Origin of the sequence: Kitasatospora xanthocidica (assembly GCF_014656195.1) — a bacterium.
Classification (GTDB): Bacteria; Actinomycetota; Actinomycetes; order Streptomycetales; family Streptomycetaceae; genus Kitasatospora; species Kitasatospora xanthocidica.
The window spans coordinates 1-11,405 of sequence record NZ_BNBY01000032.1; the positions used below are offsets into that span (position 1 = coordinate 1).

The 11,405-nt window shown below is 74.6% G+C and carries 12 protein-coding genes and 1 pseudogene; 9 read left to right on the plus strand and 4 right to left on the minus strand.

Features of this window, described 5'->3' with window-relative positions; translation table 11 throughout:
* From IE332_RS42080 to IE332_RS34455, 3 genes are all read right to left on the minus strand, one after another.
* Positions 1 to 2,625 (minus strand): M4 family metallopeptidase (locus tag IE332_RS42080; protein ID WP_189924329.1); only part of this gene is annotated, 2,625 nt, incomplete at its 3' end.
* A 115-nt stretch (positions 2,626 to 2,740) separates the two neighbouring features.
* Complete coding sequence (locus tag IE332_RS34450; RefSeq protein WP_189924332.1) at positions 2,741 to 3,394, minus strand: hypothetical protein; 654 nt, start codon at positions 3,392 to 3,394, stop codon at positions 2,741 to 2,743.
* A gap of 148 nt (positions 3,395 to 3,542) precedes the next feature.
* Entirely contained in the window at positions 3,543 to 3,869 is a 327-nt protein-coding gene (locus tag IE332_RS34455) for a cupin domain-containing protein (protein WP_189924334.1), read from the minus strand.
* A gap of 71 nt (positions 3,870 to 3,940) precedes the next feature.
* Here IE332_RS34455 and IE332_RS34460 point away from each other — a divergent pair, with 71 nt between their 5' ends.
* From IE332_RS34460 to IE332_RS34470, 3 genes are read left to right on the plus strand one after another with little or no spacing between them, the layout of a single operon-like run.
* Positions 3,941 to 4,945, plus strand: coding sequence for a GlxA family transcriptional regulator (locus IE332_RS34460; RefSeq protein ID WP_189924336.1), 1,005 nt, complete (start codon positions 3,941 to 3,943; stop codon positions 4,943 to 4,945).
* A 52-nt stretch (positions 4,946 to 4,997) separates the two neighbouring features.
* On the plus strand, positions 4,998 to 5,156 hold the full coding sequence (locus IE332_RS34465) for a hypothetical protein (protein ID WP_189924487.1): 159 nt from the start codon (positions 4,998 to 5,000) through the stop codon (positions 5,154 to 5,156).
* Positions 5,153 to 5,380, plus strand: coding sequence for an AAA family ATPase (locus IE332_RS34470; RefSeq protein WP_189924489.1), 228 nt, complete (start codon positions 5,153 to 5,155; stop codon positions 5,378 to 5,380). Before IE332_RS34465 ends, IE332_RS34470 begins: the two co-directional genes overlap by 4 nt.
* On the opposite strand, the pseudogene tnpA reads toward IE332_RS34470, so the two are convergent.
* Positions 5,350 to 5,601 (minus strand): annotated as a pseudogene (gene tnpA, locus IE332_RS34475) (IS200/IS605 family transposase); the annotation flags it as partial. The gene IE332_RS34470 and the pseudogene tnpA sit on opposite strands and share 31 nt — an antisense overlap.
* Positions 5,602 to 5,625: 24 nt before the next feature.
* Between tnpA and IE332_RS34480 the strand changes: the two are divergent.
* The 6 genes from IE332_RS34480 (at position 5,626) to IE332_RS34505 (ending at position 11,386) form a co-directional block, all read left to right on the plus strand.
* On the plus strand, positions 5,626 to 6,849 hold the full coding sequence (locus IE332_RS34480; RefSeq protein WP_189924477.1) for an RNA-guided endonuclease InsQ/TnpB family protein: 1,224 nt from the start codon (positions 5,626 to 5,628) through the stop codon (positions 6,847 to 6,849).
* A gap of 143 nt (positions 6,850 to 6,992) precedes the next feature.
* Entirely contained in the window at positions 6,993 to 7,214 is a 222-nt protein-coding gene (locus IE332_RS41470) for a hypothetical protein (RefSeq protein WP_229929143.1), read from the plus strand.
* 265 nt (positions 7,215 to 7,479) lie between these two features.
* Entirely contained in the window at positions 7,480 to 8,436 is a 957-nt protein-coding gene (locus tag IE332_RS34490; RefSeq protein WP_189924338.1) for a hypothetical protein, read from the plus strand.
* An 84-nt stretch (positions 8,437 to 8,520) separates the two neighbouring features.
* Positions 8,521 to 9,381 (plus strand): hypothetical protein, encoded by an 861-nt coding sequence (locus tag IE332_RS34495; protein WP_189924340.1) that lies wholly within the window; start codon positions 8,521 to 8,523, stop codon positions 9,379 to 9,381.
* Positions 9,378 to 10,247 carry a hypothetical protein gene (locus IE332_RS34500; RefSeq protein WP_189924342.1) on the plus strand — a complete coding sequence of 290 codons (870 nt, stop codon included), beginning with the start codon at positions 9,378 to 9,380 and terminating at the stop codon, positions 10,245 to 10,247. The genes IE332_RS34495 and IE332_RS34500 overlap by 4 nt, the downstream gene beginning before the upstream one ends.
* Positions 10,244 to 11,386 carry a hypothetical protein gene (locus tag IE332_RS34505; protein ID WP_189924344.1) on the plus strand — a complete coding sequence of 381 codons (1,143 nt, stop codon included), beginning with the start codon at positions 10,244 to 10,246 and terminating at the stop codon, positions 11,384 to 11,386. Before IE332_RS34500 ends, IE332_RS34505 begins: the two co-directional genes overlap by 4 nt.
* Positions 11,387 to 11,405: the final 19 nt, after the last annotated feature.

The following is an 11,405-nucleotide window of genomic DNA, read 5'->3' on the forward strand; positions in this document are numbered from 1 at the left end:
GCGGTCGCAGGAGAGGCGCTGCGGGGTGCCGCCGGTGAGCGGGACCTGCCACAGCTTGGGCAGGGCGGCGTTGGTCCAGCCGCCGGCGGGCTTGTCGCTGTCGACCCGGTAGGTGACGGCCTGGTCGGAGGCGGTGAGGACGGTGGAGCGCGGGGCGTTCGGGGAGTCGCCGCTCAGCAGGTCGGCGATGCCCGAGCCGTCCAGGGCCGCGGAGCGGATGGTGGCGTGCCGGGTTTGGTCGGCGGGGAAGTCCAGCCACAGCAGGCGTCCGCTCGCCAGGGTGAGGGAGGCGGCGCTGCCGGGCCCGGTTCCGGCCGGGGCGTGTTCGGGGTAGCGGGCGGTGATCTTCCCGGCGGCGACGGAGTAGAGCGTCGGTACGGTCACCAGCCGGCCGTCGCCGTCGCGCCAGGTCTCGTTCCAGGCGAGGGTGCCGTCCTTGAGGGCGAGTCCGGACGCGTCGTGCCCCTCGGGCAGCGGGAGGGCGACCGGCGCGCCGCCGTCGTGGCTCAGGTAGGGCCGGGTGTGGCCGTTCTCGGTGAGGGTGAAGGCGATGTCGGTGCCGGAGATCCGGGCGTTGCCGAGCTGCTGGGCGGTGCTGGTGGAGCGGAAGACGCTGCGTACGGGGCCGGCGCCGCTGAGCGGGGCGGTCAGCACTTCCTGGCCCGCGCCCTGGGGGCCGCCCATGGCCGCCCAGACGGCGTTGGTGCCGTCGGTGGTGGCCCAGCTGTGGATGCGGCCGTCCTCGGGGCTGAGGCGCACCGGGGTGCCGTGCCCGTCGACGGTGCCGGTGTACAGGCCGGTGCCGGCGGGACCGTCGCCGAGGATCAGCCAGTGGCCGCGGGCGACGGCCGGGGTGGCCATGCCGTTGGAGATGTTCGGCAGCAGGGTGCGGCTGTCGGTGCCGAGCCGCTTCTGCCAGCCGGTGGTGATCCCGTGCGCGTCGAACGCGGCGGCGACGGAGCGCAGTTGACGCTTGGTCAGGCCCAGGTCGCGGCCGGCCGAGAGGACCGCGTCGCGGCCGGCGGTGAAGTCGTCCAGCGGGGTGAGGTAGTCGGCGAGCGCGTGGTAGACGACCCGGTCGGCGGTGAGCGGGTCGAGGGTGCGCCGGATGTCCCACAGCGCCCCGCTGAAGATGGTGGAGTTGTAGTGCGCTCCGCCCTGGTCGATCTCGTAGCGGGTGCCCAGGTAGTCGGCCACCGTGGTGCGGTGGTCGTCCAGGCGGCGCTGGGCGCAGGCCTGCGGGGTGCCGCCGCGGCACAGGCCCTCGCCGAGCAGTGCGGCGGCGGGGTCGTCCATGGACAGGCCGCGGGCGGTGGCCTCGATGGCGTTGCCGAAGTAGTCGGAGATCCCCTCGTTCATGGCGCCGGGCTGGCCGAGGGCGAACAGGTTGGCGGTGTGCTCGACGACGCCGTGGGTCATCTCGTGCCCGGCCACGTCCAGGGCGACGGAGAACGGGTAGTAGTCGGGGCCGCCGGAGCCGTAGACCATCTTGGAGCCGTCCCAGAACGCGTTCGGGAACGGCTTGCCGCCGTCGCTCGCGTTCACCACGGAGACGATCGCCCCGCCCTTGCCGTCCAGGCCGTCGCGGCCCAGCCGGTCGCGGTAGAAGTCGTACACGATACCGGCGTTGACGTGGGCGTCGGTGGCGCCGTGCTCGCCGGTGGCGGCGGGGAAGGCGGGGGTGGGGGAGGAGGCGGGGACGGCGTCGGCGGGGACGGGCACGTGGTCGAAGTCGCCCGCGTCGCGGCCGTCGGCGTCGTAGGTGGTGATGGGGGCGGGGCGGGTGAGGTCGGTGAACTGGTAGGTGCCGTCGGCCCGTTTGGCGATGTGCACGGCGGTGGTGCGTCCGTGGACGTCGGGGGCGGTGCCGGTGGCGGGCTGGAGGCCGTCGGCGGGCACGGCGGGAGCGGCGGTGGTCGTCGCGGCGGTCGCGGGCCGGGGTGCGCGGGCGTCGTGGGCGAGGGCGACGGTGCCGGTGGTGGCGTCGACGTACACCTCCCGGGCGGTGGCGGCGGCCTTGTCGCGCACGGTGAAGTGCTCGGTCAGGCGGCCGCCGCCGCCGGGCAGGATCACCGCTCCGAGGTCCTCGGCGGTGGCCGAGTCGCGGGAGCGCGGGTCGGGGAGTTCGGCGAGCGCCGCCTGCCGCAGCGTCCCGGCCGGGACGGCGGGGGTGGTGGGGGCGGTGAGCCCGGTGAAGTAGCGCCCGCCCGCCGACTGCACCTTCTGCCCGGCGCCCTGGCCGGTCAGGTGCACCAGGTACTGGCCGCCGAGCACGGGGATCCCGCCGTGGCGCTGCTCGAACCTGACGGTGCGCCGGCCGTCGGGGCCCTGGGTGGAGCCGAGTTCGGCCAGCTCGCCGGTGTCGACGCGGTAGCGGTCGGGATGGGCCGCGAGGTGGGCGAGCGCGGCGGGCGCCGGGTCGCCGGGGGCGGGGTCGGACAGGCCGGTCACCAGTCGCGGGGCGGCGGTGTCGGTGCCGGCCACCAGGGCGGGCACCGGGTCCGCGTCCGGCGCGGGGGCGCCCGCCGCCGGCAGGGCCAGGGCGGGCGGCACGGCCAGCGCCAGCGTCACGACGGCGGTGGCGCCGAGGGTGAATGTGCGGGTGGCACGGGGGAGTCGGGGCACGGCGGTCCTCTCGCGCAGGGGTCAGGGGCGCGGCGGCACGACGGCCACCGCACCGACCACAATAGGCAGGCCAACGGCATATGTCGACTGACTGCCTATTGGGACTGACCGCCCGTCAAGGTCCGCGCAGGCCCGCGTCCTCGGCCCACCCGCCCAGCCGGACGGCCGAGGCCACCGCGGCGGCCAGGCAGGCCAGGGCCAGCACGATCCAGAACGGGATCGCCAGCAGGCTCGGCCGCCCGGTGGTCATCCGCCCGCCGTCCTCCAACCAGACCTTGACCTCGTGGTTGTCCGGGTAGGGCTTGTCGACCGGGCGCTCCTCGCTGAACTGCCGACCGTCCACGCTCCACCGGTAGGTGCAGCCGTACGTCCGGTCGCCCAGCCCGCCGCCCTCCACCGCCACCTGGCCGGTCACCCGGCAGTGCGTCACCACCGCCCACACGCTCGGCGGCTCGTGCACCCGGGTGCGGACGGTGTCGGCGGCCTGGGCCGCCGCGAACGCCGTACCCCACAGCGCCAGCAGGAGCAGCACCGCGAAGGAGGCGACCGGCGCGAAACCGCGGCCCGCCGCCCGGCGGCTCAGCGGGACGCCGGCGGCGACGGCCACCGCCAGCGCCACGGCGCACACCCACAGCCGCGCCCCGCCCACCGGCCGGTCCTGCGACCACGCCCACACCGCCGACCCGCCCGCGACGGCCAGCACCGCCAGCGCCACCGCGGCCGGCGCCGCCCACCCCCACCCCCGCCGCCCGTACGTCAGGTCGCCCACGTCGCCGTCCTTCCCCCGTCGTCCGGCCCTCCCGCCGATCCTCCTACCGCCCGGGGGCCCGCCCACACCCCAGGGCCGGGATCCGTGCCGAGCGGTGACGGGGCCGCGACATCGTCACGGGCCGCCCGGTGCCGGGGTGGTCGGGTGTTCAGGCCTTCGTCACGGTGACCCCGAGCATCCGCGCGCCCGTCTCCGTGCGCGGCCGGTGGCTGCTGCCCGGCGCGAACACCACGTAGCTGCCCGCCGGGTGACGCTCCTCGCCCTCGATCACCTCCCCGCTCAGCACGAAGTACCGCTCCTCGGCGTCGTGCACGTCCACCTCCGGCCACCGGCTGCCCGGCGCGAAGTCGATCAGCCAGCCGCGCGCGTACCCGGTGGCCGTCAGCCGGCGCCGCACGATCCCCGGCGCGACCTCCACCGGCTCCACCTCGTCCACCAGCAGCGACGTCTTCAGTTCCATCTCGTTGTCGTCCATGCCCCCACTGTGGCCGCCCCCGCACCCACCGCCCCAGAGTCCTAAAAGACATCCTCGGGTACATTCCTGACATGAGCGTCGCAGCCCCGGAGAGCACCGGAACCGCCCTTGTCCGTACGCCCGCCGCGCGCCGCCACCGGGTGGTGGCCCTGCTCGGCGCGCCCCAGTCGCCCTTCGAACTCGCCTGCGCCGCCGAGGTCTTCGGCACCGAACGGCCCGGACTCACCGCCCACTACGACTTCCGGCTGTGCACCCGCACCCCCGGCCCGGTACCCACCACCCTCGGCGTCCCCCTGCTGGTCGAGGACGGCCTGACGGCACTCGAGGAAGCCGACACCGTCGTCGTCCCCGGCTGGCAGCCGCCCGGCTCCCCCGTCCCGGCCGACGTCCTCGCCGCGCTGCGCGCCGCCCACGCCCGCGGCGCCCGGATCGTCTCCATCTGCACCGGCGCCTTCGTCCTCGCCCGAGCCGGACTCCTCGACGGCCGCAGCGCCACCACCCACTGGGGCCGCACCGCCCAACTCGCCGCCGAATACCCCGCGTTGCGGGTCGACCGGGACGTCCTCTACGTCGACCACGGCGACGTCGCCACCAGCGCCGGATCCGGCGCCGGCATCGACCTGTGCCTGCACCTGCTGCGCCACGACCACGGCGCCGCCTACGCCGCCCAGGTCGCCCGGCACATGGTGCTGCCCCCGCACCGCGAGGGCAGCCAGCTGCAGTACGCCGCCACCCCGGAGCCGGCCCGGGCGGACGAGTCACTGGCCCCGCTGCTGGAATGGGCCGGACAGCGCCTGGGGGAACGCCTGACAGTGGACGAGCTGGCCGCCCGCGCCGGGGTGTCCGGGCGCACCCTGGCCCGCCGCTTCACCGAGCAACTGGGCACCAGCCCCGGCCAGTGGCTGCTGGCCCGGCGCATCGACGCCGCCCGCGCCCTGCTGGAGCGCACCGACCTGCCCGTGGAGGCCGTCGCCACCCGCGTCGGCCTCGCCTCCGCCGTCAACCTGCGCCGCCGCTTTCGCACCGCCGTCGGCACCACCCCGGGCGCTTACCGCCGCACCTTCGGCGGCGGTTGATAGCTTGAGCCGTGGATCGTGATCCGGCTGCCGTCTCCCGGAGGGACGAGGCATGAGGACTGTCGACGACGCGCACGCCGCCGAGTGTGCCGCTCCTTCCGGCTGCGCCCTGGTCATCCTCGACGTCGAGTCCGGGGTGCGGGAGAGGTACGGCGTGCGGGAGAGGTACGGCGCCCTGTCCGGCCGCGCCCGGGGCCGGGCCGCCGGATGAACCGGCTCGTGGTGGTCGGCGCGGCCGGCTCCGGCAAGACCACGGTGGCCCGGAGCCTGGCCGACGCCTGGCAGGTCCCGTTCACCGACCTCGACGGCCTCTTCTGGGGCCCGGGGTGGTCCCGGGTGCCCTCCGCGCGGTTCCGCGACCGGGCGGCGGCGAGCGTACGGGGCGATCGATGGCTCGTGGCCGGCAACTTGGAGAGCTGGACCTTCGGCGGGTAGTGCACCAACAGGTGCACGTGGTCGTCCTCGCCGTTGAACTGCTTCAGCTCGGCCTCGAAGTCGGCGCACACCTCTCGCATGATCTCTTCGCACCGCGTCAGCATGGCGTCGGTCATGGCCTCGCGCCGGTACTTCGTGACGAAAACCAAGTGGACATGCACGTTGTGGACGACGTGACGCCCAGTACGGACATCGGGATTTCGGTTCCATCTTGGTGACATGAACCAAAGGGTATGGTGGTCGATGTGCAGCTTCGGTACAGCTTCCGCGTGTATCCGAGCACCGGTCAGCGCGTGGCGCTGGCAAGGGCGTTCGGGTGTGCGCGGGTGGTCTTCAACGACGCGCTTCGCGTCCGTGAGAGCGCCCGAGCCGCCGGGCTGCCGTTCGTTCCCTCGGGAGAACTGTCCAGGCAACTCACCGCCGCGAAGAAGACCCCCGAGCGGGCATGGCTCGCCGAGGTGTCATCGGTGGTGTTGCAGCAGTCCCTGCGCGATCTGGACACGGCCTACAGGAACTTCTTCGACGGCCTCAAGGGCAGACGCCCGCGCATGGGGGCGCCCCGGTTCAAGTCCCGCAAGGACGGCCGGCAGTCGATCCGCTTCACGGCGAACGCGGGATGGAAGATCACGGCCGGTGGGAAGCTCCGGCTCCCCAGGGTCGGTGACCTGGACGTGAAGTGGTCTCGCGCCCTTCCCTCGGCCCCGTCCACGGTGACCGTGGTCAGGGACAGTGCGGGCCGGTACTTCGCCTCGTTCGTGGTGGAGACCGGCCCCGAGGTGCTGCCCACCACGGATGCCGTGGTCGGTATCGACCTGGGCCTGACCCACTTCGCGATCCTCTCCGATGGCACGAAGATCGACAGCCCCCGCTTCCTGCGCCGGGCCGAGAAGAAGCTGAAGAAGGCCCAGCGGGACCTGTCCCGCAAGGCCGAGGGCAGCAACAACCGGGCCAAGGCCCGCATCAAGGTCGCCCGCGCCCACGCACGGGTGGCCGACGCACGGCGCGAGTTCCACCACCAGCTCTCCACCAGGATCATCCGTGAGAACCAAGCGGTTGCGGTGGAGGACCTGGCGGTCAAGGGACTCGCCCGCACCCGCATGGCCAAGTCCGTACACGACGCCGGATGGTCGGCGTTCGTGACGATGCTGGAGTACAAGGCCGCGAAGTTCGGCCGGGTCTTCCACCGCATCGGACGGTTCGAGCCGACCTCTCAGGTCTGCTCGGTGTGCGGTGTCAAGGACGGCCCCAAGTCCCTCGACGTCCGCGTGTGGACGTGCGGGGCCTGCGGGACCGTCCTCGACCGGGACATCAACGCGGCGGTCAACGTCGCCAAGGCCGCCGGACTGGCGGCATCAGCCTGCGGAGCGCGGGTAAGACCGGGAATCGTCCCGGCGCAGCGCGAAGAAACAGGAACCCACCCGAAGCCGAGCCGGTCAACGGCGGGGCAGGCGGGAATCTCCGTCCTTTAGGGCAGAGAGGATGTCAAGCGTACGCCCACGTCCCGCACGGCTACCGGGGCGACGCGACCGAACAGGTCCTGGACCAGATCGAGCGGTTCGCCCCCGGCTTCCGGACGCGGGTACGCGCCCGGTCCGTCCGCACGGTGGCGCGGATGCGGTCGGACAACGCCAACCACGTCGGCGGCGACATCGTCGGGGGAGCCAACACGGTGCGTCAGCTCCTGCTGCGCCCCCGCCTCGCGGTGGACCCGTACGCGACCGGGGTGCCCGGTGCCTACCTGTGCTCCGCCGCCACCCCGCCGGGCGCGGGGGTGCACGGGATGGCCGGCTTCCACGCGGCGGAGTCGGCCCTGAGGGGGCTGGGGCGTGGCTGACACGCCCTGGCGAAGCGGTGACGGCGGACGTCGGCCCCGGGCCGCGCGGGCCCGGCGGGGAGTCATTGCGGTTGCATCACGGGCGTGTCCGGTTCATCAAGCAATGGGTGAGTGTGCGGTGATTGAATTTGTTGGCAGGGCTGTCGACGGACTCTCATAATGCCTGCTGACACGCGTGACGGACGGTCCGGGGAACCCGCTGGGGGAGTGGGTCCCGCGAGGGCCCCACGTGTGGGAATCCGCATTCTTTCCCTGGGGGAGTCCCTTGCCCGAGCCCGAGAACGAGAGCGCCGCCGCCGAACCGCCGGCACCGGCCCAGCCGTTCGAGTCGCAGTCGCAGCCGGTTGCGCCAGAGCCTGAGTCGCAGTCGCAGTCGCAGCCGTTCGCGCCCGAGTCGGAGCCGCAGCCGCAGCCGCAGCCGTTCGCGCCCGAGTCGCAGTCGGAGCCGCAGCCCGCGCAGGCGCCGTCCGCGCGCCGGCTGCCGCGCGCCGTCGGCGTCGCGCTGGCCACCGCCGGCCTGCTCGCCGTCACGGCGGCCAGCGCCGCGGTGACCGTCGCCGTCGGCAAGCCCGACGCCCGGCCGGCCGCCGCCCCCGCCGTGACCGCCGCCCCGACGGCGAGCGCGAGCGCCACCGCGAGCGCCTCGCCGACGCCCGAGCCCGTCCCGGTGCCGACCGCCGTCCCGACCGAGCCCGCCCCGGCCAGCACCGTCAAGGGCACCGTCAGCGGCGGCAAGCACGAGGGCGACCTGCGCTTCTTCCTGCTCCCGATCCCGGCCGGCGGCGAGTCCTACGGGCCCGCGGACGGGATGATCATGGGCGACGAGGACGTCGCCGCCATCTTCGGCAAGCAGGACGGCATCAAGGACATCCTCGCCTCCTACGGCTACAAGGAGGGCGCGACCCGGATGTACCGGACGGCCGACGGCAAGGCCGAGGTGACCGTCACCCTCCTGCACTTCGGCTCCGCCTCGATGGCCACCGAGTTCGTCAAGGGCTACAAGATCAAGTCGCTGGACCCGGTCGACGTCCCCGGCCTCCCCGACGCCCGCGGCTACCTCAAGAAGCCCAAGCAGCAGGCGTACACCGGCTCGATGACCGGCATCGCCAGCCAGGGCGACGTCCAGTACACGATCGACGTCGACGTGAAGGGCACGCCGGACCCGGCGCTGCTGGGCGAGCTGATGAAGCGCCAGCGCGACTGGCTCGCCTCGGGCGGCTGAGCCCGCGCGCGCGTGCCCGTGCGCGCCGCCGCCGTCGTCCGTCCACCGACGCCACCCCTTCCTTCCTCCTCTGGAGCCACTTCCGTGACCACCGAACCCCCGGAGCCGGTACCCGCGCCCGCCGCGCCGCCCGCGCCCGCCGTACCGCCGCCTGCGATACCGCCCACCGCGCCGCCCGCCGTCGGCCCGTACGCCGCCAACCCGTACGCCGCCGATCCGTTCACCGCCGCGCCGGGCGAGCTGCTGGAGGCCGGCCCCGAGCAGGCCCCGCGCGCCCCGCGCCGCCCCCGCCCGGTCCTGCTGGCCACCTGCGCCCTGGTGCTGGGCGCCCTGACCGGCGGCGGCGTCGGCTACGCCGTGCAGGCCCAGCGCCCGCCCACGCCGCTGCCGCCGTTGCAGGCGGCGCGCCCGTCCTACCCGGCCGAGGTCCTCGACCCGGCCGCCCTCGCCGCCGAGCAGCCCGCGCCGCTGGCCATCGAGGGCGACCTGACCAAGCTGCTGATCACCGCCCCCGAGGGCAGCACCCCCTGGGGCGACTACCCGGACAAGCCCGCCTGGGCCTCGATCGGCGAGATCGCCGAGCACAGCGGCAACGCGTCCTACACCTTCCGCGACCTCGCCTCGCGCGGCTTCCGGCGCGCCGCCGAGGTGGACTGGAAGAAGGACGACGTCCGCTACCGCGTCTCCCTGATCCAGTTCGCCCCGGACCGCGCCGACCAGGCCAAGTCCGTCAGCTGGCTGCCGTTCGCCGACGGCGCCACCGGCGGCTACAAGGTGGAGACCGCCCCCCGGCGCTGGGCCGAGAGCACCGACCAGTACTACTACGGCGAAGCCGTCGCCAAGCGCGGCTCGCTGCAGATGACGATCGAGGTGTTCGGCACCCAGCTGGTGAGCGCCGACGTCCTCAAGGACCTCGCCAAGCGGCAGTGGGAGCGCCTCGTATGAACGACGACACCGTGACCGAGCACCCGGCCGCGCCCGAGCCGACGCCCGAGACGGCCTCCGAGCCGACGCCCGCGGCCGAGACCGCCGCCGCGCCCGAGGCCGCTGTCCCGAACCCCGCCGCCCCGGTGCCCGGGTCCCGGCTGCTGCTGCGGGCGGGGGCCGCGACGGTCGCGGCCGCGCTGGTCGGCGTGGCCATCGGCATCGGCATCATCAAGACCCGGTACGACGACCCGGCCCCGGCCACCGCCGCGGCCCCGTCCGCCGCGCCCACCCCGACCGCGACCGCGACCCCGTACGGCGCCAAGTCCAACGGCAGCCACTTCGGCGCGCTGCGCGACCTGCTGGTGCCCGTCCCGGCCGGTTACGAACTCGGCCCCGACGACGGCGTCTACGGCAACGACACCGAGCTGAGCGGCGGGCAGCTGGCCGCCGAGCTGGACGCCGAACTCCAGCAGATCCCCAAGGAGAAGCGCGACAAGCTCCGCTCCTACTGGGAGGGCCTGCACGTCAAGGGCACCGGCGTGCGCACCTACCTGGCCTCCGGCGACGACCTGCTGATCGGCCTGAAGCTGCGCCAGTTCAACCAGCAGGAAGTGCAGCGGATCAACGAGTACACGGCGGTCTTCACCGGCGACACCGGCCTGTTCCGGATCGGCCCCACGATCCCGGGCCACCCCGAGGCGCACTGCTACCTGATGCCGGCGCCGCCGTCCGCGCCGATCGACTACCTGGAGTGCTCGGCCGCCGAGGGCGACCTCCTGGTCGTCATGAACGCCGAGGGCGTGGCACCGCTGCCCAAGGACAAGATCGTCGCCCTCTTCACCCTGCAGCTCGACCGCCTCGCCCGCCCGGGAGCGACCGCATGACCGACCACGTCACCCCGCCGCCGCCCGCCTCGGACCCGCTCCCGCCGGTCCCGGCCGCGGCCCCGGAGGCCCCGGCCGCTCCGCCGGTCCCGGCTCCGGCGGCACCGCCGGTGCCGCCGATGGCCGCCCCGCCGGTGCCGCCGATGGCCGCCCCGCCGGTGCCGCCGATGGCCGCCCCGCCGGTGCCGCCGATGGCCGCCCCGCCGGTGCCGCCGGTGGCCGAACCGGCCATCGGGGCGCTGGAGTTCACCGATCCCGCGCAGAGCGCCGAGGCGATCGCCGCGCAGGAGGCCCGCCGGGCCCGGCGCCGCAAGGCCGCGGTGCGCTGGAGCTGCGCCGCCCTGGTGTTCGCCCTCGCCGGCACCGGCAGCGCGCTGGCCGTCACCGCCCCCGAGCGCACCGACATCCCGGGCCTGGCCACCGCGAGCGACGGCCGCTACACCTTCCCGCCGCTGGCCCTGCCGCCGCTGCCCTCCGGCAAGGCCGCGCCGGACGGCAAGGGCAAGGCCCTCCACTACGCGGACCTGCGCCACCTGCTGCTGCCCGTCCCCAAGGAGGCCGGCGGCGCGCTGACCGCGCCGACCTTCCCGGCCCCGACCGCGAGCCCCGCCGCCTCCGGCTCCCCGACGGCGTCGCCGACCGCGTCCCCGACGGCCTCGCCGACGGCCGCAGCGAGTCCCGGCCCCGCCGCCGTGGCCGACTGGGTGCCCTGCGACGCGATCCTCGCCGAGCAGCAGGACCCGGCCAAGCTGCGCGAACTCCTCCTGACGAACGCCTGCCGCGCGGCCACCGTCCGGGAGTGGACCGCCTCCGACGGCACCCGCACCCAGATCCGGCTGCTGCGCTTCGGCTCCACCGGCGAGTCCTGGGGCACCTACAACTCGCTGCGCGCCAAGAGCGCCCCGAAGGCCGCCCCCGACACGAAGTCCACCTCCCACGAGGACTGGGACACCGTCAACGGCGTCGACCTGACCACCCTGGAGTCCACCGGGAACGGCCCCAAGGGCAACCCCACCGCCCGTGTCGCCTACCTCTCCGCCGCCGACATCCTGGCCGTCATCACGATGACCAACCCCGACGGCATCCCCACCGCCCCCTTCCGCCAGGTCGTCACCCTCCAGTCCGACCTCCTGGCCTGACCCCTCGGCGACGGCCGCG